A 25860-nucleotide genomic window follows, 5' to 3' on the forward strand; every position below is an offset into this window, starting at 1 on the left:
TCCTATCTTCTTTCCACGATGGCGCCTGTATTAGCCGAACGTACAAGGCTGGCATATCTTGAAAGATATCCGCCCACATCTTTTTTAACAGGATGCTTAATCCCTTTAAGCCTCTGCGCAAGCTCTTTAGCGGTTATCCCTATGTCTATTTTCCTGTTGCTTATATCTATAATAATGCGGTCGCCATTTTTAACGGCACCTATCGGTCCGCCTTCTGCTGCTTCAGGGGAAACATGTCCGATGCAAGGGCCCCTCGTCCCTCCGGAAAAACGACCATCCGTAATAAGGGCAACTCTGTCTCCCAGTCCTATACCCACAAGCGCCGCAGTAGGAAGGAGCATCTCCCTCATTCCCGGGCCGCCTTTCGGGCCTTCATATCTTATAACTACCACATCACCTGCTTTTATTTTCTTCTCTACAATAGATTTAACAGCATCTTCCTCGGAGTTAAAAACCTTTGCAGTCCCTTCAAACTTCATCATCGATGCTGAAACAGCTCCCTGCTTTACCACAGCCCCATCAGGAGCAAGAGTCCCTTTTAAAATCGCTATCCCGCCCTCCTTGTGATAAGCGCGGTCGAGCGGTCTTATTACATCCGGATCCTCAACAGTTGAGCCTCTGGCAATGCTTAATATTGTCCTTCCGGACACCGTAATATTATCATGAAGCATGTCTTTGAATCTTGAAAGAACAGCCGGTATACCGCCTGCATATTCGAGATCTTCCATATAATTGTCGCCCGCAGGTTCAAGCATGGAAATATGCGGAACTTTTTTGCTGAGCTTGTCAAATTCTTCAAGTTCAAGCTTGATCCCCGCTTCATGGGCAATCGCAGGAAGATGTAAAACCGTATTGGTTGAGCCTCCAAGTGCAAGATCAACAATGATCGCATTCCTGAATGCCTTAAGATTAAGTATCTTGCGAGGGGTAATCTGTTTGCTTACAAGTTCTACAATCTTTTCACCGCTGTCGAAAGCAAGGCGTCTCTTTTTTGCCTGACCTGCAAGTGCAGTGCCGCAGCCTTCAAGAGACATCCCCATAACCTCTGTAAGGCATGCCATCGTGTTAGCCGTATAAAGACCCTGGCAAGAGCCGGGACCGGGGCAGGCTTCAAGCTCAAGCTTGTGAAGCTCTCCTTCCGATATCTCTCCTCCCCTGCATCTGCCTACTCCCTCAAATGTATCCCTTACAAGGGACAGCCTTTTCTTTCTTAATCTTCCCGTAAACATTGGCCCTGCAGTGAGAACAATAGAAGGAACATCAAGTCTCGCCGCTGCCATTAGCATTCCGGGAGTAATCTTGTCGCAGTTGGTAATAAGCACAAGGCCGTCAAGGCAGTGTGCATTCGTTACAGACTCTATCATGTCAGCGATAAGCTCCCTTGAAGGAAGCGAATAACTCATTCCTTTGTGCCCCATGGCAATGCCATCACATATTCCGGGGACTCCGAAGATAAACGGGTAGCCTCCTGCAGAGTGAACCCCTTTTTCTACAAAACGTTCAAGGTCCCGCATTCCTATATGACCGGGAATAAGATCCGTAAAACTTGTAACAACACCTATGAACGGCTTTTTGAAATCTGCCGGTCTTACGCCTGTGGCATGGAAAAGTGCTCTATGCGGTGCCCTTTCTATCCCTTCTTTTACTTCACGGCTTCTCATTAAATCTCCCCATCTCTTTAAAAATCAGCAGGTTAAAAAAAAAGACAAAAATATATACCTCTGCTTTCAAAAGCAATAACAGTAATGGTAATGCTTTAATTCTTCAGGCTAACACTTTGGTTGAAGTCTCTGATAAGGGACTCCATCCTGTCTTTGCCGAGAAGTTTGAGTTTTTTGATCCTTGCCTTTTCAACCTCTTCTGTAGGCGAAAGATACTTTTTTACCTCAAACTCCTCAAGCTTAACCTCATACTCCCTGTGGGCTTTTTCAAGGCTTCTGAATTCTTCATTCTCTTCTCTTAAAGCCTTTAAAAGTTCTTCCTTATTCCCCATAGCTTCTCTCCCCAAGGATTTCTGCATATATATTAATGCTCCTTTTCTGTGTGTAAATTGTAATTTTAAAAAATAACAATAACAGAGAGATAGTTAAATTTCAAGCAAATAAAAGCAATTTAACTATCTAATATATAAGAGTTTTTTCATAACTATTGCATCTTCTCCGGTGTCCGAGTAGTATTTTTTGCGTCTTCCTATTTCAATGAACCCCTCACTTTCATATAAATGCCTTGCAGACATATTTGATACCCGCACTTCAAGAAACATTTCATTTATCTTTTTTTCTATTGCCATTCCAACAACAAAGCGGAGAATCTCTCTTCCTATGCCAAGATTGCGAAGCTCAGGTTCCACCGCAACATTGGTTATTTGCGCTTCATCAGCATCATCAAAAAGCCAGAAGCATATATATCCGACTATTTGTCCTTCACTGTTATCTTTGCGGGCAACATAATGATAGGATACTTTTATCTGGCACATTTCAAAAACAAACATGTCTACTGTCCATGGATTCGAAAAGGACCTTTTTTCTATGTCAATAACATCCTCGAGGTCATCAAATCCCATCGGTGCAAAGTAAAGATTGATGGGACAATCACCCATGCTTTATCTCTGCATCAGATTGTCTGACATATAATGGCTTTACAGCCAATGCTGTCTCAGCTTTTTCTCCGGCAGCGATTTTTTTAAGAGCAGTTTGTGCTACGGCAAGAGCTGAGGGATATCTCAAATGAGCCGGAGCAAAAACTGCCCTCTCGCCCATGAGGAGTCTGATTTTTTTTTCGTATGTGTCAACGCCGTCTCCTAAAAATACCGCGCCATCATCTATAGCCGCACATACATCTTCTATTCTGGATGCAAGTTCAGGACTTGTTTTAATAAGAGAGCCGTCTCTTTCTCTTCTGAAAAAAGCTGAATAGACTTCACCTCTCCGGGCATCAAGCACCGGACAAATGATTGAGCTGCTGTCGCTTACTCTTCCAGCAAGCGCCTCAAGGGTGGAAACTGTTTTAACAGGTACTCCAGAGGAACAACTCAACCCTTTCGCAGTTGCAAGCCCTATCCGCAATCCGGTGAATGAACCCGGACCATTGGCAACTGCGATAAGCTCCATATTTTCCATTTGCAATCCCGTCATTTCGAACAGGCGATTGATGGAAGAGAGGAGTGTCTCAGCATAATTTTTACCGGCTTCTAAAACTATTTCAGCCGATTCACCGGGATTCACAGAATAAACAGCAACACTGCCGGTTCTGGTAGTTGTATCAATGGCAAGTGTTCTTACAGGTTCACCCACGGTTAACCTTTAAAAGAAGTTCAGCTGTCTTTTCACCAAGAAGCCTGCACTCCTTCAGAATTTTTTCATCTGGTGCCCCTATGCCTGCCGGGCCGAAATGTCCTGCTGATGGTTCTCCCTTAACAATAAATCCATGGACCATAAGAGCCTTTAATATGTCAATGATGGTAAGTTCTCCTCCTCCCCCCTGCATACCGGTTGAAGAAAAAGCAGCGCCTACCTTCCATTCCAGTTTTTTGAAGTGCTTCACGCTAACATCAAAAAAACTTTTTATTTCTGCTGCCATAGATCCAAAGTAGTTAGGAGAACCCACTATCATCCCGTCATATTTAGGGATATCATCTACATTGACATCAGAAACTTTTTTAACATCCGCCTCTACACCCTTCTTTTTTATCCCCTCTCCGACTGCAACTGCCATCTTTTCAGTATTGCCGCTCTTTGAATGGTAGACAACAAGTATCTTTGACATTAATCACCACCTCCAGAAAAAAATTGCAAAATAGACTCCCATTGATTATGATTCCCTAATAACCAAGCATCAAATCAATGTCAATTCCAAACAGAGGAACGTCTATGGAAAAAGTTTTCAAAGTAAAATTCTGGGGAGTCAGAGGGAGTATCTCAACCCCGGGAAAATCAACGGTAAAGTATGGAGGCAACACTCCGTGCGTGGAAGTAAGATGCGGGAACAATCTTTATATATGCGACGCAGGAAGCGGATTACGTGAGCTAGGGAAAGAAATACTTAAAAGAAAAAGCCATGAAATAAAATTTCTTTTCTCACACTTTCACTGGGACCATATTCAGGGATTCCCTTTTTTCCTCCCCGTGTACAATAAAAATTATAAAATCACCATGTACGGCGAGTCAAAACTTTCCTATTCATTTGAACATCTTTTTTCAGGACAGGTAATGTTTCCCTATTTCCCGGTGACATTGCAGGAAATGGATGCAAAGATCTCGTTTGTAGAAATAAATAAGAATGAAGTGCTTAAGGACGGTGATGTCTTGATAAAGATGGGAAGGCTCAATCATCCTGGAGGATGCATGGGGTACAGAATCGAATATAAAGGGAAGTCCTTCGTATATGCAACCGACACGGAGCATTTCAGCTGCATCGACAAATCCCTGTTCAATCTCGTAAAAGACTGTGATGTCATGGTCTATGATGCAAACTATACGGAAGACGAATATTCAGGGAAGGAGGGATTCCCAAAAACAGGATGGGGGCACTCTACATGGAAAGCGGGGGTCGCTCTTGCAAAAGCGGCAAACGTAAAAAAACTTATCATCTTCCATCATGACCCTGACCATGACGACAAATTCATCGACAAAATCGAAGCAGATGCCCGGAAGGAATTCCCTGAATCATACGCTGCTTACGAGGGAATGGAGTTAACATTATAATGGAAAATCAGATTTGAGCAGCCTCTCAAAAAGTAAAAAAATCCCGCTTGAAAAAAAATATAAGGCGCTTGAAAAAAACTTCAAAGAGTTGAACCGCATTGGAACTGCTCTTTCCTCAGAACGCGATTACGACAAGCTCCTTGCAATGATTCTGAAGAAGTGCAGGGAGCTTTCCGGGGCCGATGCGGGAAGCCTTTACCTGGTTGAGAAAGACGGAAACACGTCATGCCTTAAATTCAAACTTGCGCAGAACGACACACTGTCACTTGAGAATGTCCTTGACCTCAAGCTTCCGTTAGATAAGAGCAGCCTTGCAGGTTATGTAGCCTCTACCGGCAAAACCCTTAATCTAAAAGACGCATACTCAATCACCAAAAAAGCTGAATATTCCTTTAACAGAAGCTTTGACGAGTCAACCGGTTACAGGACAAAATCGCTCCTTGTAATACCGATGAAGAACCACACAGGTGAAATAACAGGAGCTCTTCAGCTCATCAACAGGAAGAAAAATTTCAAATCAAAACTTACTGCTCCGGCTAAAACAGAAAAACAGGTGATACCATTCAGCGCGGAAAATATAGAAATAGTAAGTTCCCTTGCAAGCCAGGCTGCCGTGTGCATAGAGAACAACCTTCTCTATAAAAACATAGAGACCCTCCTTGAAGGCTTCGTTAAGGCATCGGTAACGGCAATAGAGCAAAGAGACCCGACTACTGCAGGTCATTCCGAAAGGGTAGCCATACTCACAGTCAGGCTCGCTGAAATCATTAACAACCTTGACAGCGGCCCATACAGGGAAGTGAAGTTCAGCAATGAAGAAATCAAGGAAATCAGATATGCCACACTGCTTCATGACTTCGGGAAGGTAGGAGTGCGTGAAAATGTCCTGGTAAAAGCAAAAAAACTCTATCCTCTCGAGCTTGACATCATCAAACACCGCTTTGATTACATCAAGAAATATCTTGAAAGAGAATACTACAGGGACAGATGCAGAGGAATAATAGATGAACCTCATTCACTCACAGTACGCGAATACTATCTGGATAACGCCGAGCAGCTTAAAAAGGAGATAGAAAATCTTGAAATGTACTTCTCCATAATAAGCAATGCAAATGAACCATCAATACTACCTGAAGAAAAAGCAGGAGAACTTTCAAAGCTCACAGACAGGTATTACCATATTGATGGAGAGAAAATACCTCTGCTTTCAGAGCATGAATTCCACTTCCTCAGTATAAAGAAGGGGAGCCTCACTGATGAAGAACGGTGCGAGATTGAATCACACGTGACACATACCTTCAATTTTCTCGACAAGATTCCATGGACTAAAGATTTAAAAAGGGTCCCGTCAATTGCATATGCCCATCACGAAAAACTGGATGGCTCCGGCTATCCTCGCAGTGTTGATTTAAAACAGATACCCTTTCAGTCGAGGCTTATAACCATATCCGATATTTATGATGCACTCACTGCAGCAGACAGACCATATAAAAAAGCCGTTATAGAAGAAAGAGCCCTTGACATATTGCTCGATGAGGCAAAAGCAAAAAAGCTTGACCATTATCTGGTCAAGCTTTTCATTGATGCAAAAATATATGAGTTAGTCAGAGACTACAGGTTCAAAGGCGTTATTTAGCTCTTGTTATCCTGAAAAGACACTCACTGTCTCCTGACGGCATATGTTTCAGTCTTTCCCAATTCCCAACTTTGTACTTTTGTCCCATCTTGCAGTCCATGTTACAAACAAGGTCACACGGATCAGGAAGTTTATGTTTTTTTGTAGATTCCCAGTGAGGGCAAAGTTCAAGGTGTTCATACCAGGCAGGCCCATCTGCTTCGTCCTTCTTATCTATCCATATTTTCCAGCCCATTGCAGGGAAAATATCAACCTCAGCCATCATGATATCACCGATATCCTTGCCAAAGAAAACCTTCGAACGCTTTACGAAGTTCACCTCAAAAATATCATCATATACTTTTCTTCCTTTTTCAGGCCCGTATGTTGCAACAAGGTTCTGGTAAAGCTGGGGAAGCTTCATTGAAACTCTTTCAATAAGCATCTCCCTCTGTTTTTCCCATGGAAAATCCTTGCCGACTATTTTTTCTTCCATTTGTTCACCCCAGAGTAAAATTTAATTTACCATATTTAAAAAAAACAAGATTTGAGGGGCAGACGCGAAAGCTGTCGGTGAGCAAAGCGGAGCATACTTTTCAGTATGTGAGCATTTGCGAACCGGCAGATGACAAAGTATGCCGCCAAATATTGTTTTTTTTAGTCTTTCCATTCTTTTATCTTAAATACACACTCGCTAGCGCCATCTCCCATACGGGATTTAATTTCCCAGCGCCCTCTTTTATCCTTAATAGCTAGCTCGACGTCATAGCTGCAGAGGAAGTCACAAGGAAGCTCCGGTGTTTTCATTTTTTTTGCCATATTTAAGAATGGGCAGTTTGTAAGATGTTCGTAATAAGCTTTTTCTCCGCCTTCCTCTACCTCGTCTATAGTAAGCTCAAATCCGAGCATGGGAAAGCTTGTAAGCTCTTTTCTCATTAGGTCGCCCACAGGGAGTTTGCCGCCGGGGAAATTCTTGCGGATTCTCTGTATTCCTTCATCATAAAGTCTTTTAAAAACTTCAGTCCCTTTTTCTTCTCCAAGAACCTTCTTAAGATCAAAGTAAAGGTTGATCCTTTCAGCCGCAAGGCCCTCGCATATTTTCTTCCATTTTTCCTCTACCGGCGTAGGATTCGGGGTAGGTAATTTCATTTTTAACCTCCTGTAAAGTTGTTTTAAATTGTTTACAGCGCATTCGCTGCATTAAAGGCACATTATGACAAGTGGTTAGCACACGGTGCGGAAGTTGTCAATAATACGAAACACAACGCCAAACATTGTCCTCAATTGGTTAACCTGCATTTTTCAATACAAATCAGGTTTGATATCAGGGGAGCAAAGCCTGTATTCCTGTGCAATACCAAAGACGCTTCCTCCGTCATCAGTCGGGCCGAAATAGACCGGAAGATTAATCTCTTTTATCCTTTCCTCGCGGCTCATGCCAAGGAACTTCTCATCAATCGATACATCAACTATATCTGCGATAAAAGTTATCTGCGTTTTACTCGGGTTCATTGTCTGGGCAACGCGGCATTCTAAATGCTGTCTGCACTCCTTTATGCGGGGAGGCATTACTTTATTAGATGCAATGGCAGTAAGCTTCGCATATTCCATCTCATTTACACCTTCAGGATAAAAGCGTCCTGTCTCTGCAACAGCCTCACAAAGCTCGGCTCCCGGATAATTTACAACGAACTCCCCGGTAGCTTCGATGTTTTGCGGGGTATGCCAGCTCCTGTTACAGCTCAGCATTATCTGCGGTGATTTTTTTGAAGCACAAAATGGGATAACAAGGGAGTAGGGCGCAGCGTTAATCTTCCCCCCGCTGTCCACAGTGGTTATTATTGTAACAGGAAATGGCAGAACAAGCTGGTCAAGATGCCAGAGAAACTCAACTTCGATACTTTTCTTCATGATCGCTCCTTTAAATTTTCAAATCCAATGAATTGAACAAAAGCAAGGAACTTTATTATTTCATGGCAGGAGAATATATTTTATTTTTTAAGAAAGTCAGCAATATCTTCTTTTGACAACCCGCACTGCTTCAGAATACCAAGGAAAGTTCCTTTGGCAAGTTCTTCATGGAGAGGAACAACAGCTTTATAAACTCCTTTCTGGAGGCTTACATGACTGCCTTTTTGACGAACTATTTGAAAACCATCTTTTTTTAAAATTTGAATAAGTTCTTTACCAGACAAAACTGGAAGTTTAACCACCTATGACAACCTCAAGCGGATACATTACTATTTCACCTGTGCTTTCAGGTACATCTTCTTCTCCGAAACTTTCAAGATAGAGTTCTACCGCCTCCTTGAGGTTTATCTGAGCCTCTTCTATCGTTTTTCCCTGGCTTACCACTCCCAACTCAACACAATGGCTTACATACCATTTTTCTTCTTTAGTTATTACCGCCGTAAATTTCTTTGACATAGTTTATCCTTTTTAAAATTTATTATAATGTGTTTTTTTAGAAAATCCAATATTAAAGCCTATTATCCTTATATATTAATCAGTTGATATACCCTAATGATTTGAGGCGTTCTTTCATGAGCTTGTCGCTGCCGCCTGAAACAGAAGCCTTTAAGTTCTGAAGAGGAATATGGCTGTCATATGAGCTAATTACACCTCTGTATGCTTTATCCCCGCTCGTTTCATTGAGGATTGATGAAATTATCTTGCCGTCCATATCCGTTCCTACAGGAAGCCCGAATATGGAAAGGATTGTAGGTGTAACGTCAAGGGTAGTTACCTCACGCCCCTCTTTTGCATTACCATTGATGATATCAATGCCTGCGCTTAAAAATATCCCTTTGGGGTTATGGTCGCCGGAAAGATCATAAAGGTCGAACAACTTGTCAACAGACACACCTGCATCTTCAAATTTTATCATGTCATCTGAAGGAAGCTGATATTTGACCTTTACATTGATTATTTTTTTTGTGCTGTCATATGAGATATCCTCAACAAGCTTTCCTCCATTTGCAAGTGTGAGCTTGCCGAGCCTATCTTTGAGGTCCTCATAGATTTTTTTTGCATCTTCTTCTGTCTTCACACTGCCGCCGGGGAAAATTCCAGCAAAATTTATCTTAATCTCCCTCATGTTACTTTTAGGAAATGCCTGTGAATCAAAGCAACTGCTGTTGCTATAATCAATATTCCCGTCTTCAAGCATTTTCAGGAAACCTAGCTTTTCAAGCACTCTGTTTAACTGGAAAACGCGGCTTCGTGAGTCATTCTTCTTCTCAAACCCATGGTCTGAAACTATTATTACATCAGTGTTTGAGTCAGAAGCCTTTAAAATCTCCCCAACATATCCGTCAGCCACTATGTAATACTGCTCAATAATTGAGTTGAATGCACTTCCCTTAATTTTTTTCGACTCATCAAATTCTTTCCAGAAAAAATGGGAAGAAGCATCTACACCTTCAAAATAAACAGCCTGAAAATCAATATTCCTGTCTTTGCCGTTAAGATAACTGAACACCTCTTTTCCCATGAAATCAGCCTTATAAATATTAAGCATGGATTTTAGATGATCTTCCCTGTACGGATCTTTCTCACTTGAGAGAGCAGAGTTAAGTAATTTATAAAAATCAGATGATTCAAACTTTTCCGTTGAGGCTGCTGCCATATTATTTTTTAATTCATCTGCAAGGGAGTCCGGATAGGTCAGCCTTTCTGAGCCTTCAGTATAAGCTTTGCTGATCTTGCCAAGCTTCATGTCATTCTCTGCGCCGATTGGACCTGCCTGAAATACATTGAGAAAAAATTTCTGTGAAACCATGTAGCCGTTTACCTTCTCTGCAGGCCAGCTTGCCCACCATCCTGTAACTGAGACTTTCTTCCCAAAATGGGAAAGTATATTCCATATGGCATTTGTCTTCCTGTCAATGCTTGTGGCAGGTATCTCTTCATATTCTCCCGGTGTGCTTACAAGGAAGTTCTTTATTCCGTGTTTTTCAGGGAGCTTCCCCGTAGCAACGCTTGCCCAGATGACAGGAGAAAAGGCGGAATAGCGCGTATAGAAATCAGCCTTTGTCCCTTTTTCTAAAAGAGATTTAATATTTGGGACCCAGCCTGCATCTATGAGAGGCTGAAGAACATCCCATGTAGCACCGTCAAGCCCAATAAGAATAACCTTCCTGTGAGGGAGCTGAGTAGAGTCAATATTCTCAAACTTTATGACAGCAGGCTTTTTTGTATAAAAGGCATAATATGCCCCTGCTATTAAAACTATGAGCAAAACAACTGTAAGGATTTTTTTCATTATTTTTTAATTCTCCCTGATGTTATTATCACTCTCAAAATAAGTATACCGGGTTCGAGCCACAAAATCAAATCACTTTGCGCTTGACTAACAGACACCATTTTGCTTATTCAAATTTGATCCTGCCTTTCTCCAAAATTACGGAGGTTTTGTAATGGGAAAAGTTAGCGGCACACCAGACATTATAGCCGGCACACTTGCTGATGCAGGGATAGAAAATGTTTTTCACCTTCCCGGAACCTCTGTGTCAAGCATCTACCCGAGTCTTGCACGGCAGAAAAAAATAAAGTCAGTTCTTTTTAAACATGAGCAGGCTGCATGCTTTGCTGCCGCAGGCTACGCACTTGTAACAAACCGACCCGGTGTCTGCATGGTGATGTGCGGACCGGGTGTTACAAATGTAGTATCTGCGGTCACCGAATGTTATTACCAGTCAATCCCGGTAGTTGTAATCACTGTTGACAATCCGCAAAAAAATCTCGGCATAGAGGCATTCCACGAAGTTGACTCATTCAAGATCTTAGAGCCTGTCACTAAAAAGATAATCTATCCTGAAAAAGCGTCAGATGTGCAAAAAGCAGTTGCCGATGCCATTGCCACTTCAAACCGCGGAAGACCGGGGCCGGTTTATTTAAACATACCAATAGACATCATGGAAGATACAGCTGAGAACAAGAAGATTAGCATCGACGTAAAACAGAAAGTGGCGACGCCACCGGAGATAACAAAAGCGCTTAAGATGATATATGAAGCGGAAAGCCCCATGATATTTGCCGGAAGCGGAATCATAAGGAGCGGCGCTGAAGATGAACTTGCAGAATTTGCGAGACTTACAGGGATTCCTGTGCTGATGAGCTTAGGAGGACGGGGGGCGCTTCCGGACAGCAACCCTCTTTCACTAGGAATGCCTCCATATAATTTTGACAGCAACATCTTCAATGCGGCTGACCTCTTTATTGTGGTAGGCGCAAGGCTAAACCCTGTAAACTTAAGAATGGGGAAACTAAAGCTCCCCAAAAAAATAATCAGGATTGATGTAGATGATGAAAACCCAAAGTTCAGAAAAGCAGACATCTACATAAAAGCAGATGCGGGAAGCTTTTTAAGAGGTGCATCAGGTATTATAAGAAAAAATTCCTCTCAGTTTGCAAAAAAAAGATTTCAGAATCACAATGATGGTTACAAAGAGACATATAATGAATTTTTATCTGCCGAGAGGAAAAAAGCCTTTGCAGGTAATGGCTCTCTTTCATCAAGCCCTCTCACTTCAAGGATGTTCCTTGCAGAACTTTCAGAGTTCATAGAAAAAAATGATGCGGTAATCTTCACTGACACCATATGGACCCCATACTCACATCTTTTCCCGAGGCTCAAAAAACCCCGGAGCTTCTTTTCAGTGCGTTCCTTCGGATGTCTCGGATTTGCCCTCCCCGCGGCGATAGGAGCGACATTTGCTAAAAATGAAAAACGTAAAATAATAAGTTTATCCGGAGACGGAGGTTTTCTTTTTAACTGTCAGGACCTTTCAACTGCGGCAACTTATAATCGCAAAAATTTCATACAGATAATCCTGAATAACAGCGGATATTCATCTCTAAACGTACTGGCAAGTGCAAAGTTCGGCAAACAGGATGACTACTATCTCTGGGCTCGAATTGATTACAGCAAACTTTCTGAATCGCTTGGAGTAAACTCCATAACGATTGAAAAGCGGTCAGAAATAAAAGAATCTCTCTCAAAGGCATTTAACAGCAATTCACCATGCCTGCTGAATGTTGTAACTAAAGACAGCAATCTGTAAAAAAGGAGTTTAAAATGCATGAGTTTTCCTGGGATAAGGAAGCAGAGGATACTCTAAGCAAGATTTTAAATATCTGGCCTGCCATCATAAGAAAATCATGGAAGGAAAAGATATCGAACTCAGCACGATTGATCGCCTATGATGAAAAGAGTCCCAAGATAACCGGCGACATCCTTTACAGAGGGGCTGTCAATGCACTTCCTAAATCATATGAACCTCTGCTTTTAAGGATAAAAAGCCCTGAAGAGTTTGCCCGCAAAAAAGAGTCTCAGGAAAAATTGAGCGAGAAAGAATGGCTCATAGAAATAAAAAGATGGGACCGTCCTGATGGAGAAAATGGACCAAAGATTATTAAAAAACCTTCAGAGCAGAATGTATTAGCAATAATGACAAGCCCCAGAATCGGAGGCAATACCGACATCCTGATGGAGAAATTCTTAGACGGCGTGCGCTCTAAAGGTGCAAAGGTGGAAAAGTTCAATCTCCAGAAGATGAACATATCAGGCTGTCTAGGATGCATGAAATGCACAGAAGTTGATTTGCCGGAAATATGCGTTTTAAAAGACGGCATGTCTGAAGTCTACCGGAAATTCATAGAAGCTGACAGCGTTGTGCTGGGTTTTCCTGTTTACACAGGAAGGGAGTGCGCCCTTACGGCTGCATTTTTTGACAGGATGCATCCTCTTCGCGCACCGATTCACTTTCCAAAAATAAGCACGCTGAAGCGCGGTGCATTGATAGGAACATGGGGATGGCCAAGCAATGATTCCTATAACCACATCATAGAATTTCAGGTAATGCTGTTGAAGCTTTTCAATGTGATAACTTCTGAAATCATAACTGCCTGCGGATTCTGGGGGGAATATTACAAAAAAGGAATAATAGAAAGGGACCAGAAGGGGCTTGAAGAAACTTTCAGGGCAGGAGCCTCCTTTGTTACACCATTATAATTTCTGATAAGTTATATATCTGCAGAGATATTTGCATTAATCACTGTTAATATATGGCTTGGCAGTTCCCGCGGCAGGCACCTGCTGTTCAGTGCCAGAGCGGGACTGGCAAGCCAATATTAAAATTTACAATATTAAAAGGATAAAACCATGGGAGAGCTAACGAGGACAATTTGCGGGCTTTGCGTAGAGAACTGCGGGATGGAGATTGAAAAATCAGGAGACGATATTGTATCAATTCGCGGAGCACGGGAACATCCGTACACTCAGGGAAACCTTTGCATCAAGGGGATCAAAGCAAAAGACATAGTAACGAGCCCTCTCCGACTTAAGTCACCCCTTAAAAAAGTAAACGGGGAATTCAAAGAAATAAGCTGGGATGATGCATTCAGCTCAATATGCGAAAGCCTTGAAAAACTCGAAAAAAAATATGGAAGAGAAAGCCTTGCTGTCTACTTCGGAGATCCCCTTATCACGCAGGGAATGGCAATGCATCTTATCAGACTCTTCTGCCAGGTCTATGGCACTCCTAATTTTTCCTGTACCGGTTCACTTTGCAATATCGCGAAGGTCTTTGCCAACATGGTTACCTTCGGCAGATGGTCGTCTCCCAATTTTGAAAAATCTTCCTACATTATTCTCTGGGGAACAAACCCTCTTGTATCAACAATGCGTTCAAGAGTAAGCGTGCTGAGGCAGAAGGAGCATAGGGCAACAATCGTAGTCATAGACCCGCGCACCACACAGTCAGCCCGCATTGCAGACAGGCATATAAAGATAATACCCGGCAGAGACGGCCTTCTTGCTTTGGGAATGATAAAGGTAATAATCGATGCAGACATTTATGATAAAGAATTCGTCGAAAAACACACTACAGGCTTTGAAGAGCTCAGAAAAAATATATCCGGTTTATCACTTGATGAGGTTGCAAAAGGAACAGGCATAGACAAGGAAACTATCATATCGTTGGCAAAGGAGTTTGCAAACTCAAAACCAGCATGTATTGACCAGGGAAGTTCGCTTGACCAGAACACCAATGGAACACAGAATGTAAGGGCTACGGCTATCCTTCTTGCGATAACCGGGAATATTGATATTGAGGGTGGAAATATATTTCCCTTCATGCCTCCATTATCCCCTGCAAAAGCTTCTGCACCAAGGGCACCGCAGAAACCGCCAGCAGGAACAAAGGAACATCCGCTGTTTACAAACTCCTTTAGACAGGGGCAGGCAATGGTTTTCCCTGAGCTGTTAGAAAAAAATGCTGATGAAGCGGTAAGGGGAATGATAGTTGATGGCGGCAATCCGCTCATGACCTGGCCTGATACAGCGAAGACAGAGAAATTCCTTTCAGGCCTTGATATGCTCGTCACAATCGATACCTTCATGTCTCAGACGGCAAGGTTGTCACAGATAGTGCTTCCAGCCTCAACATTCTTAGAGAGAACAGAGCTTTCCATCATGCAGCCCTTATCAATTCAGAAAAAAATACTTGATCCCGGCAATACACTTCCTGACTGGAAGATATGGCATGAATTGCTGAAAAAATGCGGATTTGAAAATGAGCTCCCCTGGCAGGACGAGGAAGAAGGGATAAATCATCTCCTTAAACCTCTTGGAAAAACTTTTAAGGATATTGAGGAAAATCCTTTTGATGGAAGCAAGCTATCCCCTCCGATAGGAACATGCCGTGAAAAGGGATTCCCTACAAAATCAGGGAAAATAGAGCTTGTATCAGGAATACTTTCATCAGCAGGACATAATCCGCTTCCTTTATATGTGCCGCCTGCGGAGGTGCCTGATTCAAACTATCCTCTCATACTCACAACAGGGGGGAGATTCCCGTATTTTGCACATTCGCAGTTCCATCAGATCCCATCATTAGAGGAGATGTGTCCTGAACCTTTTGTTGAAATATCCCATGAAGATGCAGGGAAACTTGGTATCTCGGAAGGCGAGACATGCTCGGTCGAAACCAAGCGGGGAAAAATATATATAAAAGCAAGGATAACACCAAAAATCATCGCCGGTGTTGTTCATATAACTGACGGATGGGAGGGAGCTAATGTGAACATACTCACAGAGATAGAGACACGCGACCCTATCTCAGGCTTTCCATCTTTCAAGTCACTGGCATGTAAAGTAAAAAAATATCCATGAGAGCTATCCAATGAAAACACTGAATGCACGCTTATCTGATTCCAAATTCCTTATTGAGGATATACCGCGGCCTCAGCTTGGCAGCAATCCTTATGCCCCGCAGGATGTGATAGTAAAAGTTGAATACTGCGGGATATGCGGAACAGAGCTTATGCTTTACAGGAAAGGCTTCCCCAAAGGAGTGTTAAACAGGGAAAAGGTTGGGCTCGGGCATGAATTCACAGGAACTGTGATTGAGACAGGTACCAATGTAAAAAAGCTAAAAACAGGTGACAGGGTTGTAGGAGAGGTAACAACCAATCCATGCGGCAAATGCATCTTCTGTCTTGAAGGGAAAAATAATTTCTGCACTACATCCAGCGCTTATATGCTTTATCAGGGAGCATACAGCGAATATCTTGTAATACCTGAAAGAAATCTCCATGTTCTGCCGGAAAATGTATCTTTTAAAGCAGGCGCCATGTTCCAACCACTTAGCCTTGCTGTAAATGCAGTGAAAGTCGTGGGGAAACTCCAGCCTCTTGAGAGCGTTGTTATACTTGGACCCGGTCCTATTGGTCTTCTGATGGTAATCCTCGCACGTTTCTACGGAGCGGGGAAAATAATAGTCACAGGTCTTGAAAAAGACAGGAAAAGGCTTGAGCTTGCAAAAGAGCTTGGGGCAGACAACGTCATAGTTGCAGACAGGGAGAATATAAAAGAAAAAGTAAGGGAAATAACCGGGAAAGGTGCTGACATCGTAATTGAAATAGCAGGCTCAGGTGAAGCGGTAAAATCAGGAATTGCGCTTGCACGCAATTGTGGAAGAATTGTTTTAACGGGTGCCGGCTATGAGCCTGTCGAGATTGACATGGCAGGAGAAGTCATGGGGCGGCAGCTTTCCATATTAGGGTGCAGGGGAGACCCGACCCCATGCTGGGTTGAGGGGATAAAAATACTTGGTTCGGGTAAAATTAATATCGAGCCCATTGTAAGCCATATACTCCCGCTTGAACAATGGGAGGAAGGGTTTAAGCTTGCCATGAGTGGAGAGGCGCTGAAGGTTTTGATAAAACCTTATTGAACCTGCATATTAATTTGAATATAGAAAATTAACTCGGCTTGCCTGTCCCTCTCTGGCACTGAACAGCAGGTGCCTGACGAGGGAACAGCCAAACCGACAATCAAACAAATGGAGCAAACATCATCTATGAAAACTGCGCGTTTTAGAGGGTTTGACAAAGGCTTCGTGATAGAAGAAGCGCCGAAACCGGAAATTTCTGATGACGAGGTACTTATCAGGGTAAAATGCTGTGCCATCTCAGGCACTGACACGTACCGCTTCAGAAAATATGACAAACCTGTAATAATGCCCTTCTCCGACGGGGACACACCCGGGCACGAAGCAGCCGGAATTGTTGAAGCTAAAGGTAAATCGGTAAAAAAATTGCAGGAAGGCGACAGGGTTGTTGTTCAGCCTTTCTGGGGATGCGGCGTATGCGAAGAATGCAGAAAACTACGGGAAAACTTCTGCCCCCAAATAAAAGCATACGGGTTTCATGTTCCAGGAGTGTTTTCAGAATATATAAAAGCAAGAGAAGATATAGCCCTTAAATTCACTGAAAAGCTTAGTTTCGAGGAAGCTGTCCCAACGCACCATATGGCGGTAAATCTATACGGACTAAAATCCTCCGGCGTCAGCATAGGAAAAGGAACATCAGCAGCAGTTTTCGGAACAGGAAATTTAGGGCTACTGATGGTCATGCAGTTAAAAGCTTTAAATGTCTCGAAGATATTTGCAGTTGATATTGACCCGGCAAGACTAAAGCTTGCCTCAGAACTGGCAGGAAGCATTCCTGTAGATGCGAAAAATAACAATCCTGCAGAAATAATTTTAAAAGAAACAGATGGGAAAGGAGTTGATGTATCTATCGAGCTTGCCGGCGGCAATGCGCCAACGATTGAGCCGGCTATCAAATCTACAAGAAAAGGGGGGGCCTTCATTGCGCTTGCTGTAAGAAATGAGGACAATACGATAAATTTCCGGCAGGTCTTAAGCAAAAGCCTGCGGGTACAGGGAGCATCAGCCCACACTATTATTGAAATGAAAGAATCTTTAAGGATGATAGAAGAAGGTAAAGTTGAAACTGCCAGAATAATAACCCACAGATTTAGTCTTGAAGATGTAAATAAAGCATTCAACCTGAGAATTGAAGATCCTTCCGCGCTTTATGTAACTGTCGAGATATAAGACAGGCTTGTCAGTCCCGCTCTGGCACTGAACAGCAGGTGCCTGACGCGGAACCTGCCCAAGCCTGTGTGTTAACGGGAAATCAGGAGATAAGCGACGGCAGACTGCCACCGATTCTATTTAATAAAATAAAAAGGGGAAGGATTATAAAATCCTTCCCCTGAGATTACTCTCTGGAAAATATTAGAAGCCTATTTTGGCCTGTACATATCCCCAGTTTGCTTCTGTTTTATGATTCTGAATAGCTTTACCACCGTCATCCGCTGTTCCGCCGCGCTTAACAAGATCGCCTGCGAAGAATACAGAATAGCCAGCTTCAAGAGCAACATATTTGTTGTAGGTGTACTTTAAGAGAAGATCAATTTCATCACCTACGTTATTATCTCCGTCGCCTTTTCTGTTTGCATTAGTAACAAAAAAGATGTCACGCCTTGGAGATCCGTACCATGCATCATTTTTCTTAGCAAGCCACAAACGATGGTACGCAATTTTTGCTGTCAGGCTCTCAATCGGGGTTATTGTTAAGTTACCGCCGATATCTTGCATATTCTGCCATCTCATAAAATCAATCATCCCGTATTTGTCGTGATTTGTCGGAAAGAGATTTACGAAAGTGGTATTTCTCTTATCGCCCGGCACTGCATCGCCTGTTGCATAATTGAAGAAAGCAGCAATCCTTGGCTTCATCATGAAATCAGGCATACTGTAACCAACTTCACTGTGCACCGCCCATGCATTTAAATTAGATGATGGAATTGTACCATCTTTTTTATAAATATCTTTTCCATCTTTATCTTTTTTAATGTTTCCCTTTGCATCTTTTACAGCTTTATAGTTATCAGCGGAACCAATAGTCCCGTATTGAGCAGCATATTCTAAATTGTAGTCTATGGCTTCAATAACAGGAATAACTCCAGCCATTCTTGCGCCAACAGTATATATTGTTGAATTACCTTGATTCTTGATTTTATGATCTACTTCTGCAGGAAACTTTAAAACTCCAGGTTTCTCGTTATCATCATTGTTGAATCCGTTGTCCCTTAGAATTAAAGCATAAAGATCAAATGTTTTTATTCCTACATCAGCAAAGTTGGTGGTAGTTCCATATATTCCATAGAAATCTATATCTGAATCTTCATCAAGTCTATTATCTCTTATACTTTCAACAACTTTTGAGTAAAATACATCAACCTGTGCGCCTTCAGCAGGATTGATGATGAGCTTTAATGCATCAAAGCTTCTTCCGAAATTACTCCAGTCATTAGCACCAACAAGGCGTTCATCGCCATAGGAAAGAACCTGGCGTCCTACTCTCACGGTTACAGGAAGTCCGCCGATGTTCTGAAGATCAAAATATCCCTGCTTCAGGTCTATCCTGTCATCACTTGCAGTCCTCTGACTTTCCGAGTCGCCGCCTCTCGACCATCCATTAAGACCATTCTCTTCATCACCCCAGACTCTTGCGTCCTGAGCCTGTATGAAGATCCTGAGATTATCTATCGGGGTTGCTTCAATTGAAAAACGTGTTCTCATAAGGAAAAAATCATCTGTGTTGTTCTTAGCAAAATCAAAGTTGTTCTGTATTTCCCATCTTGTTCTGACTTCGCCGCCAAGCTTGATGCTCTTCAGGAAGCCCATGTTCTTTTCCCATGCTTCTTTCTGTCCTGATACTTCTTTTTTAAGAGCTGCTATTTCCTTTTCAATCTGATCGAGTCTGTTCTCAACATCCGCTTTTGTCTCAGCCTTTACACTGGAAAGAGGCAAAAGACATAAAGCTAATACCATAACTAATGCTACACCCACTTTTTTCATCCGTATTCCCTCCTTGCTTAAGATACAACAGTAAATAAATTCAGATTATTAATTTATTAAAATTATCTAAAAGGTACTTTTTCTACTCTGTACCACCACCCCCTTCACCAATTTTTTAAATAATTCAGTTAAAAACTTAATGATGACTTACAAACTATTAATTTTCTCTTAACAAAAGGATATTTTTCTAAATGCTATTATAGCCATAAAGACTGAGTCAAGAAAAAAATGAGAAAATGATAAAAACACAGCAACTTAAAAAAATTGAAGCCCCTTTATCGAACAAGGGATTTTACAGCTTTAACCGAATAATCAATCTCATCAACTGTATTAAAATACCCTGGGCTGAATCTTACGGCCCCCCCCGGATACGAGCCAACCGCTTTATGTGATTCCGGCGAGCAGTGAAGTCCTGTCCTTACAATAATGCCAAACTTTTTATCCAATATATCCCCTATCCGGGAGGAATGAATCCCCTCTATATTGAGAGATATAAGTCCTGCTCTTTTTTTTTCATTTTCAACACCATATATTTTCACACCTTTTATCCCTTTTAATCCCTCAACTAATCTTTTAATTAACATCATTTCATGTTCTCTTATTTTGTTAATGCTCTTCTTCTCGATAAATTTTATCCCTGCACACAAGGAAAGTATCCCGGGAGTATTAAGAGTCCCGCTTTCAAACCTGTCAGGGAGTTCCTCCGGCTGGTTCCCATCATCAGAAAAACTTCCGGTTCCCCCTTCCTTTAAAGGTTGAAGTTTAATCGATGGAGCAATGTAAAGAAGCCCGGTCCCCTGTATCCCCAAAAGCCCTTTATGTCCTGAACATGCCAGAAGGTCCACACACATGCTTTCAACATCAATGGGCAAACACCCGGCGGTCTGGGCAGCGTCAACTATAAATATTATCCCCTTCTCCCTGCATATGCGGCCAATCTGTTTTATGGGAAGGATTGTCCCGACTACGTTTGATGCATGAGTGAACACAGCAAGCTTTGTCTTTCCGGTTATCATTCTCTTAAAATCATCAGGGTCAACCTCGCCGGTCTCAGAACTTTTTACTTTTTTCAGAGTTAATCCCTGAGAAACAAGGGATGAGAGGGGTCTTATCACAGAGTTATGTTCCATTGAAGAAGTTATGATTTCCCCTGATGTCAGCCTTAGCCCTTTTATTGCAAGGTTTAAAGCCTCTGTCGCATTGGAGGTAAAAACCAATCGGCTGCTGTCCTTTATATTGAAAAAACGTGCAGCTCTCTCCCTTGCTTTGAATATCTCCCTGTATGCAGCAAGGGACATGCTGTTGCTTCCCCGTCCCGGATTGCCTCCAAACTTTGTTATCCCCTCTGTCACCGCCTTTAAAACTTCATTTGGTTTGGGAAATGATGTGGCAGAATTATCAAGGTAAACCTTCATTTATCAGAAAACTCCTTTTACACATTGAATTAAAGGAAAGAATATCTTATAAAAAATATTATTTTTCAATACGCATCTAATGGCAAAAAAAATATTAAATAAAAGAAACGAAAAGGCTCGCCGGGTATTCGACAGCCATATACACGTCCATTTCGAGTTTGACCGTTCAGTTGAACAGGCAAAAGAGCTGGGGCTGAACTATTCTCCTCAAGGGCTCATTGAGGATATGAAACGTCACAATATAGAAAAAGCTCTTATCATGGGAACCTTCAGCAACAAATATGCAAGAGATTTTGCTCAGAAATATGCTCCCCACTTTCTTGCTGCGGCAACTTTAAATCCTGTATCCATTAATCCAAAGGAATTTGATTTTGTAAAATCATGCCTCTCCAACAAAGAATTTTCAGCAATAAAACTTTATCCCGGTTATATAGCTTTCTACCCCTATGAAAAGAAATGCGATCGCATATACAAACTTGCCATGAAATATGATGTTCCGGTAATTTTTCATTCAGGAGATCCGGCTTTCCCGGCAGCCCCTGTGAAATACTGCCACCCTCTTCACCTCGACGATGTAGCCTGCAAGTTCACTGACTTAAAGATAATCATTGCACATCTGGGGTTTCCATGGATTACTGACACTATGGAAGTAATAATTAAAAATCCTAATGCCTACAGCGATATCTCCGGTCTTTTTGCCGGAGGGAAATCCCCTTATAAAGAAAAGATGAAGGCGCGGCTCCGTTCAAAGATAGAAGATATTGTATATTCCGGAGGGGCAGACAAGCTCCTTTTCGGAACAGACTACGCGCTTGCCTCTCATGATGAATATATAAAATTTGCAAAGGGGCTGAAAATCAGCAGCGAGGACCTTGATAAGCTCTTATTTTCAAATGCTGCAAAACTCTTTCCTTTAAAATAGGATTTATCATTATAAGGAGAAACCAAATAATGGACAGACGAACCTTTCTTAAAAGAACCGGTGCAGGTGCTCTGGTTTTGTCAACGGGACTGCCAAATATGCTTTTTGCAGAGGATTTATTGAATACCAGCGTAGCAAACTCGATGGTTTCAGTCGTTACAGACAACCTGTCAGTGAACAAAGATGGCAAGATAGATGCAGCAAGGGTAAAACAAATGGTTGAAAAAGCCCTAGTTCTTGCAACCGGAAAAGAAAAATCCGCTGACGCATGGCAGAAGATATTTCATGATTACAAAGAAGGGCAGACAATCGGTTTAAAAGTTAATGTAACGAATCTAAAGCTTCCAACACATCCTGAAGTTACGTATGCTATTACAGAAAGCCTCATAGCTGCCGGTATTAAACCATCAAATATTCTTATATGGGACAAGCTTGACGCATCATTTCTAAAAACAGGCTACAAAATTAATGACAGTAATGAAGGGGTGCGCTGTTTTGGCCATGACCACAAAAAAATAGGATTTGATAAAAATATCAAAGCAACCATACCAAGCATTGGAATGGAATTGAACCTGTCGAGATTGCTGACAGAGATGTCAGATTATATCATTAATGTTCCGGTTCTTAAAAATGCTGTAAACCCGGCATCTGCTAATGCGACAAAAGCAGGGGTAACACTTTCTTTAAAAAGTGCATTCGGATACATACCATTAATGGATTTTGCATATCTTCCACCGGTAGAAGGGTTGGATGCTATTAAAGTCATAGAGAATATGCATGCGAGAAACGGCAACCCCCAGATTGCAGAGCTTAACAACTCCCCCGTAATAAAAGGAAAAACCAGATTTGTAATTCTTGACGGATTGCTTGGGCTTTATGAAGGAGGACCATTTGGTCCGCCGCAATGGATTAATAATCAGATACTTGCATCAGCTGATTTGGTAGCCATTGATACGATTGGGCTTAATATAATAGATAAAAAAGCATCTGAACTGGGAAAACCTCTTTCATCACCCTTTGCAGGACATATAGCCTCAGCTGCAAAATTAGGCCTCGGTATAAATGATATAGAGAGGATAACAGTGCGGGAGCATGTTATTGCATAATTATATTCTTATATTTCAATAAGTTATATTTAAAAAATAGTTTTCTGAAAAACTTCTTTACAAAATGATAAGTTTTTCTTAAGTTTGCACTTGTCATGAATAAAATGGAAGTTTTTATATCGGAAAATGCCTTTCTCAGCATGGTTATTGCCGCAGTTGAAGTTTTTCGCAAGGAAACCTTAGGCATACTTCTTGGCTACAGAAGTGAAAATTCTTTTATAGTTGAAAATGCCATAGCATATCAGAGCTGTGAAAGATACGCATCAGAGGTTGAAAGAAATCACAATGCGCACCGAAGGATAGAGTATTTTCTGGAACACGTCAGAAGCCCTGCAAAGCTAATAGGCGATTTTCATTCACACACCCAGTTTGGTGATAACAAGGGGGGGTTTGTTCCCAGCAAGGAAGATATTGTGGAAATGAAGAATGGCGGAGTCTATTTCATAATCGAGATAAACAAGAGAGCCAAGTCACAGGTCTGGAACTATAACCGCAATGGGACGATGTCAGGAACAGTGGGAGAATATTTTCTTAAAATCGCTGCATGGTATAGAGACGAGAATACTAACAACCCTGTTCTTGGAAAAATTTGCTGCCCCTTCGGATTAGGTTTTAACTGGAATTACATCTGATAAATTTTATGGATGGCAAAAAATGAACAGTAAATGCTCTAACAAGGAAAAAAACCTCGGCGATTGTACATGCACTTACTCTTGTGAGAAAAGAGGAATATGCTGTGAATGTATAGCATACCACCGCCGCAGAAAAGAAATACCCGGATGTTTTTTTTCTAAAGAAGGTGAGAAAACCTGGGACAGGTCTGTTGCCAATTTTATAAAAGACAATCAGTAAACTATCTGTTTATTTTTATATATTTCATCAAAACCTTTTTTATCCTGATTTACACTCAGAGAACTAAGTGTTTCCAAGATAAAAACTGTTTCTAAAATAAAAATCAAAAAATTTTCAGCTTATAAAAATTTTTTTGCCAACCTCTTGTCATTACTTTTTCACTAATCTCTCTGTTAAATATTTTACAAGAACTACAAGGTATCTTTTTGACGATTCTTAACCAAAAAGTTCCACAATCGAAACTATTTTGACAGCAAATTTCAGAATCTTAAATTTCTTCATCAATAAAAATTCCTTTAAATAGATCAAACACAACTTTAATTCTTTGATATTCAAGGATAAAAACTTTCCTGCCTTAAAGAATAACTTTTCCCATTTTCCAAATCTGCTTTCTGGCATGCCAATTGCAATAGTAAATAGAGAGAAAATAAATTTTACTCTAAAAGGAGGGGGAAAATGCATTATCCACAACTTAACAACATACCAAGAAGCATTAAGGAAATTCTACCAGATGTAGCGCAGGAGATATACAGGGATGCCTACAACTTTGCATGGGAATATTATGCCGGAGATGATGAAAAATCACATAAGTATGCATGGAAAGCAGTACGCAGAAGCATTACGGAATTACTGCTTGAGATAAAATCTCATTGAAGGGAAAATGGCTTTAACCTATGGATACGATATTTAAAATGTATCATTGTATTTTTTTAAAACTTGTTCTTATCTTGATTTTTGTCCAATAAATTTCCTCAATTTACAAATCACAAACACTTCTTTACATTTTTTTCATAATAACTTTATATGCACACTATAATAATTACTATTATTTAATTTTTTACAATTAGGAGATTGATCATGACCCAGACAATGAAGCTTCGTTTCAATGAGATAGTGAAAAACCGCTTTTCTGCTCTGTATAATTTAAAGCCGATTGAGATTGAAGATGACCTTAAATACATCAAGAAGGAAAAAGATGGGGCCACCATGGAGCATGTCTATGAAGCCTACTCTTGCGATAAGATAAAGAAGATAAGGCTCGCGCAGCTGAATGCAGAAGGAGCCGTATATGTACGAAATGGCGTCATCGTCCCTGAAGATATCTACGACCTTCCAATTTTTTCCTATGATATTGTCGAGTCTGTGAGAAGAACATTTGCAATACTTGACATAACCCCGTGGAGAAGAACAGAAGACTACATGAAAAAATATATTGAACCAATGAAACCGGTTTTTGAAAGCTGGCAGAATATCCCTAAAATAATAGAAGCAAAACAGGAATTATCAGAATGGGGAAGGGAATTTGAGTCTGGCTATAAGTTATACATACGCTGCGAGAAACAATATGAACCTGAAATAGAAGTAGCTTTTAATAAATATCTCGACCTTTACATCAGTTACCTCAAAGACGCAAAACCAATCACAGACCCTGCTGTAAAAAAAGAGATAGATGATTACAAAAAGCATTACCAGAAGGTATATCAGGAAAATGACCCGGGGAAAGGACCTGTAACTGTTTTCTTCGGACACGACTGGGCTGAAAGGTTCTTCAAAGATTTCCCGTTTTAAGCCCTGTTATAAAAAATATCTATTTGCCGGGAGCAAGGCATTTCTTAAGGGTGTTTTTTTCGCCCTCGTTTGAAAGCATGAACAGCGCCTCATCAGCAGAGATCCACTCGGCATGAGCTATGTTCAAATTGCTTGTAGCCCGCGATGGGACAAATTCAAAGAGGAAAAAATATATCTTCTTTAAAATCCTTACGGGATTTCCGGTTTTGGTTTTATTAGAGTACCAGTATATCCGGTCTTCCACTTTCTTTTTAAGAACTGCATTGACTCCTGTTTTTTCCCGCAGTGCCCTTAAAGCACAAGCTTCTACAGTTTCCCCTGCAAGAAGCTTATCTCTCGGGAAAAACCACTTTTCCCCCGGAGACTTTACAAGAAGCACAAATGTTCCCAGTGCGCTGTCCTTATGAAGGACAATACACTCAGCATAAATTTCTTTGACAGTAATCAAGAACTCTCAAACT

At 41.4% G+C, this 25860-nt stretch carries 27 protein-coding genes; 13 read left to right on the forward strand and 14 right to left on the reverse strand.

Annotated features, from left to right (window positions below; genetic code table 11):
- Positions 1-2: 2 nt before the first annotated feature.
- The 5 genes from ilvD to HZA77_12005 form a co-directional block, all read right to left on the reverse strand.
- The gene (gene ilvD / locus HZA77_11985; GenBank protein MBI5376149.1) at positions 3-1661 is read right to left on the reverse strand and encodes a dihydroxy-acid dehydratase; all 1659 of its coding nucleotides are present in this window, start codon (positions 1659-1661) and stop codon (positions 3-5) included.
- A 95-nt stretch (positions 1662-1756) separates the two neighbouring features.
- Positions 1757-2020, reverse strand: coding sequence for a DUF465 domain-containing protein (locus HZA77_11990; protein ID MBI5376150.1), 264 nt, complete (start codon positions 2018-2020; stop codon positions 1757-1759).
- 96 nt (positions 2021-2116) lie between these two features.
- The gene (rimI, locus tag HZA77_11995) at positions 2117-2599 is read right to left on the reverse strand and encodes a ribosomal protein S18-alanine N-acetyltransferase (GenBank protein MBI5376151.1); all 483 of its coding nucleotides are present in this window, start codon (positions 2597-2599) and stop codon (positions 2117-2119) included.
- Positions 2592-3293: a tRNA (adenosine(37)-N6)-threonylcarbamoyltransferase complex dimerization subunit type 1 TsaB gene (tsaB, locus tag HZA77_12000; GenBank protein MBI5376152.1), complete on the reverse strand. Its 702-nt coding sequence runs from the start codon at positions 3291-3293 to the stop codon at positions 2592-2594. Before tsaB ends, rimI begins: the two co-directional genes overlap by 8 nt.
- Positions 3286-3765, reverse strand: coding sequence for an NAD(P)H-dependent oxidoreductase (locus tag HZA77_12005; GenBank protein ID MBI5376153.1), 480 nt, complete (start codon positions 3763-3765; stop codon positions 3286-3288). Before HZA77_12005 ends, tsaB begins: the two co-directional genes overlap by 8 nt.
- 104 nt (positions 3766-3869) lie before the next feature.
- Between HZA77_12005 and HZA77_12010 the strand changes: the two genes are divergently transcribed.
- Positions 3870-4703 carry an MBL fold metallo-hydrolase gene (locus tag HZA77_12010; protein ID MBI5376154.1) on the forward strand — a complete coding sequence of 278 codons (834 nt, stop codon included), beginning with the start codon at positions 3870-3872 and terminating at the stop codon, positions 4701-4703.
- A gap of 13 nt (positions 4704-4716) precedes the next feature.
- The gene (locus tag HZA77_12015; GenBank protein MBI5376155.1) at positions 4717-6339 is read left to right on the forward strand and encodes a GAF domain-containing protein; all 1623 of its coding nucleotides are present in this window, start codon (positions 4717-4719) and stop codon (positions 6337-6339) included.
- Here the strand turns inward: HZA77_12015 and HZA77_12020 are convergent.
- From HZA77_12020 to HZA77_12045, 6 genes are all read right to left on the reverse strand, one after another.
- On the reverse strand, positions 6332-6814 hold the full coding sequence (locus tag HZA77_12020) for an L-2-amino-thiazoline-4-carboxylic acid hydrolase (protein MBI5376156.1): 483 nt from the start codon (positions 6812-6814) through the stop codon (positions 6332-6334). The two genes, HZA77_12015 and HZA77_12020, sit on opposite strands and share 8 nt — an antisense overlap.
- A 161-nt stretch (positions 6815-6975) precedes the next feature.
- Positions 6976-7467, reverse strand: coding sequence for an L-2-amino-thiazoline-4-carboxylic acid hydrolase (locus HZA77_12025; protein MBI5376157.1), 492 nt, complete (start codon positions 7465-7467; stop codon positions 6976-6978).
- 153 nt (positions 7468-7620) lie between these two features.
- A complete protein-coding gene (locus HZA77_12030; GenBank protein ID MBI5376158.1) occupies positions 7621-8229 on the reverse strand; it encodes a flavin reductase family protein in 609 nt (202 codons plus the stop codon).
- An 80-nt stretch (positions 8230-8309) separates the two neighbouring features.
- Complete coding sequence (locus HZA77_12035; GenBank protein MBI5376159.1) at positions 8310-8531, reverse strand: type II toxin-antitoxin system HicA family toxin; 222 nt, start codon at positions 8529-8531, stop codon at positions 8310-8312.
- Positions 8524-8745, reverse strand: a complete 222-nt coding sequence (locus HZA77_12040) for a type II toxin-antitoxin system HicB family antitoxin (protein MBI5376160.1) — start codon at positions 8743-8745, stop codon at positions 8524-8526. Before HZA77_12040 ends, HZA77_12035 begins: the two co-directional genes overlap by 8 nt.
- Before the next feature lie 79 nt (positions 8746-8824).
- Positions 8825-10582, reverse strand: coding sequence for an alkaline phosphatase family protein (locus HZA77_12045; GenBank protein MBI5376161.1), 1758 nt, complete (start codon positions 10580-10582; stop codon positions 8825-8827).
- A 154-nt stretch (positions 10583-10736) separates the two neighbouring features.
- Between HZA77_12045 and HZA77_12050 the strand changes: the two genes are divergently transcribed.
- The 5 genes from HZA77_12050 to HZA77_12070 all read left to right on the forward strand — a co-directional run bounded on the left by HZA77_12050 (position 10737) and on the right by HZA77_12070 (position 17723).
- Complete coding sequence (locus tag HZA77_12050; protein MBI5376162.1) at positions 10737-12383, forward strand: thiamine pyrophosphate-binding protein; 1647 nt, start codon at positions 10737-10739, stop codon at positions 12381-12383.
- A 14-nt stretch (positions 12384-12397) separates the two neighbouring features.
- A complete protein-coding gene (locus HZA77_12055) occupies positions 12398-13333 on the forward strand; it encodes a flavodoxin family protein (GenBank protein MBI5376163.1) in 936 nt (311 codons plus the stop codon).
- A gap of 150 nt (positions 13334-13483) precedes the next feature.
- Entirely contained in the window at positions 13484-15493 is a 2010-nt protein-coding gene (locus HZA77_12060; protein MBI5376164.1) for a molybdopterin-dependent oxidoreductase, read from the forward strand.
- Between the two features lie 10 nt (positions 15494-15503).
- Positions 15504-16556: an alcohol dehydrogenase catalytic domain-containing protein gene (locus HZA77_12065; protein MBI5376165.1), complete on the forward strand. Its 1053-nt coding sequence runs from the start codon at positions 15504-15506 to the stop codon at positions 16554-16556.
- Between the two features lie 126 nt (positions 16557-16682).
- Positions 16683-17723 (forward strand): alcohol dehydrogenase catalytic domain-containing protein, encoded by a 1041-nt coding sequence (locus HZA77_12070; GenBank protein MBI5376166.1) that lies wholly within the window; start codon positions 16683-16685, stop codon positions 17721-17723.
- A 183-nt stretch (positions 17724-17906) separates the two neighbouring features.
- Here the strand turns inward: HZA77_12070 and HZA77_12075 are convergent, their stop codons facing one another.
- Together HZA77_12075 and HZA77_12080 are read right to left on the reverse strand one after the other, a co-directional pair.
- Entirely contained in the window at positions 17907-19535 is a 1629-nt protein-coding gene (locus HZA77_12075) for an alginate export family protein (GenBank protein ID MBI5376167.1), read from the reverse strand.
- Between the two features lie 275 nt (positions 19536-19810).
- Positions 19811-20950: an aminotransferase class V-fold PLP-dependent enzyme gene (locus HZA77_12080; protein ID MBI5376168.1), complete on the reverse strand. Its 1140-nt coding sequence runs from the start codon at positions 20948-20950 to the stop codon at positions 19811-19813.
- Positions 20951-21029: 79 nt separating this feature from the next.
- Between HZA77_12080 and HZA77_12085 the strand changes: the two genes are divergently transcribed.
- From HZA77_12085 to HZA77_12110, 6 genes are all read left to right on the forward strand, one after another.
- Positions 21030-21872 carry an amidohydrolase gene (locus HZA77_12085; protein ID MBI5376169.1) on the forward strand — a complete coding sequence of 281 codons (843 nt, stop codon included), beginning with the start codon at positions 21030-21032 and terminating at the stop codon, positions 21870-21872.
- Between the two features lie 29 nt (positions 21873-21901).
- On the forward strand, positions 21902-22978 hold the full coding sequence (locus tag HZA77_12090; GenBank protein MBI5376170.1) for a DUF362 domain-containing protein: 1077 nt from the start codon (positions 21902-21904) through the stop codon (positions 22976-22978).
- A gap of 104 nt (positions 22979-23082) precedes the next feature.
- Entirely contained in the window at positions 23083-23610 is a 528-nt protein-coding gene (locus HZA77_12095; GenBank protein ID MBI5376171.1) for a Mov34/MPN/PAD-1 family protein, read from the forward strand.
- Between the two features lie 22 nt (positions 23611-23632).
- A complete protein-coding gene (locus tag HZA77_12100; protein ID MBI5376172.1) occupies positions 23633-23830 on the forward strand; it encodes a hypothetical protein in 198 nt (65 codons plus the stop codon).
- A gap of 456 nt (positions 23831-24286) precedes the next feature.
- On the forward strand, positions 24287-24484 hold the full coding sequence (locus tag HZA77_12105) for a ChaB family protein (GenBank protein MBI5376173.1): 198 nt from the start codon (positions 24287-24289) through the stop codon (positions 24482-24484).
- Positions 24485-24688: 204 nt separating this feature from the next.
- Positions 24689-25399, forward strand: coding sequence for a hypothetical protein (locus HZA77_12110; GenBank protein ID MBI5376174.1), 711 nt, complete (start codon positions 24689-24691; stop codon positions 25397-25399).
- A 19-nt stretch (positions 25400-25418) separates the two neighbouring features.
- Here HZA77_12110 and HZA77_12115 read toward each other — a convergent pair whose 3' ends face one another.
- Positions 25419-25847 carry an NUDIX domain-containing protein gene (locus tag HZA77_12115; GenBank protein MBI5376175.1) on the reverse strand — a complete coding sequence of 143 codons (429 nt, stop codon included), beginning with the start codon at positions 25845-25847 and terminating at the stop codon, positions 25419-25421.
- Between the last annotated feature and the right edge of the window lie 13 nt (positions 25848-25860).

This window comes from Candidatus Schekmanbacteria bacterium (assembly GCA_016219965.1).
In the GTDB taxonomy this organism is placed as follows: domain Bacteria; phylum Schekmanbacteria; class GWA2-38-11; order GWA2-38-11; family J061; genus JACRJM01.

Bases quoted from the DNA above. Each gene is read 5' to 3' on its own strand.
- HZA77_12045 (MBI5376161.1), bottom strand. From the start codon at position 10,582: ATGAAAAAAATCCTTACAGTTGTTTTGCTCATAGTTTTAATAGCAGGG.
- HZA77_12010 (MBI5376154.1), top strand. From the start codon at position 3,870: ATGGAAAAAGTTTTCAAAGTAAAATTCTGGGGAGTCAGAGGGAGTATC.
- HZA77_12005 (MBI5376153.1), bottom strand. From the start codon at position 3,765: ATGTCAAAGATACTTGTTGTCTACCATTCAAAGAGCGGCAATACTGAA.
- HZA77_12065 (MBI5376165.1), top strand. From the start codon at position 15,504: ATGAAAACACTGAATGCACGCTTATCTGATTCCAAATTCCTTATTGAG.
- HZA77_12060 (MBI5376164.1), top strand. From the start codon at position 13,484: ATGGGAGAGCTAACGAGGACAATTTGCGGGCTTTGCGTAGAGAACTGC.
- HZA77_12040 (MBI5376160.1), bottom strand. From the start codon at position 8,745: ATGTCAAAGAAATTTACGGCGGTAATAACTAAAGAAGAAAAATGGTAT.
- HZA77_12030 (MBI5376158.1), bottom strand. From the start codon at position 8,229: ATGAAGAAAAGTATCGAAGTTGAGTTTCTCTGGCATCTTGACCAGCTT.
- HZA77_12095 (MBI5376171.1), top strand. From the start codon at position 23,083: ATGGAAGTTTTTATATCGGAAAATGCCTTTCTCAGCATGGTTATTGCC.
- HZA77_12020 (MBI5376156.1), bottom strand. From the start codon at position 6,814: ATGGAAGAAAAAATAGTCGGCAAGGATTTTCCATGGGAAAAACAGAGG.
- HZA77_12100 (MBI5376172.1), top strand. From the start codon at position 23,633: ATGAACAGTAAATGCTCTAACAAGGAAAAAAACCTCGGCGATTGTACA.
- HZA77_12110 (MBI5376174.1), top strand. From the start codon at position 24,689: ATGACCCAGACAATGAAGCTTCGTTTCAATGAGATAGTGAAAAACCGC.
- HZA77_12090 (MBI5376170.1), top strand. From the start codon at position 21,902: ATGGACAGACGAACCTTTCTTAAAAGAACCGGTGCAGGTGCTCTGGTT.
- HZA77_11990 (MBI5376150.1), bottom strand. From the start codon at position 2,020: ATGCAGAAATCCTTGGGGAGAGAAGCTATGGGGAATAAGGAAGAACTT.
- HZA77_12080 (MBI5376168.1), bottom strand. From the start codon at position 20,950: ATGAAGGTTTACCTTGATAATTCTGCCACATCATTTCCCAAACCAAAT.
- HZA77_12025 (MBI5376157.1), bottom strand. From the start codon at position 7,467: ATGAAATTACCTACCCCGAATCCTACGCCGGTAGAGGAAAAATGGAAG.
- HZA77_12075 (MBI5376167.1), bottom strand. From the start codon at position 19,535: ATGAAAAAAGTGGGTGTAGCATTAGTTATGGTATTAGCTTTATGTCTT.
- HZA77_12070 (MBI5376166.1), top strand. From the start codon at position 16,683: ATGAAAACTGCGCGTTTTAGAGGGTTTGACAAAGGCTTCGTGATAGAA.
- HZA77_12055 (MBI5376163.1), top strand. From the start codon at position 12,398: ATGCATGAGTTTTCCTGGGATAAGGAAGCAGAGGATACTCTAAGCAAG.
- HZA77_12050 (MBI5376162.1), top strand. From the start codon at position 10,737: ATGGGAAAAGTTAGCGGCACACCAGACATTATAGCCGGCACACTTGCT.
- HZA77_12105 (MBI5376173.1), top strand. From the start codon at position 24,287: ATGCATTATCCACAACTTAACAACATACCAAGAAGCATTAAGGAAATT.
- HZA77_12085 (MBI5376169.1), top strand. From the start codon at position 21,030: ATGGCAAAAAAAATATTAAATAAAAGAAACGAAAAGGCTCGCCGGGTA.
- rimI (MBI5376151.1), bottom strand. From the start codon at position 2,599: ATGGGTGATTGTCCCATCAATCTTTACTTTGCACCGATGGGATTTGAT.
- ilvD (MBI5376149.1), bottom strand. From the start codon at position 1,661: ATGAGAAGCCGTGAAGTAAAAGAAGGGATAGAAAGGGCACCGCATAGA.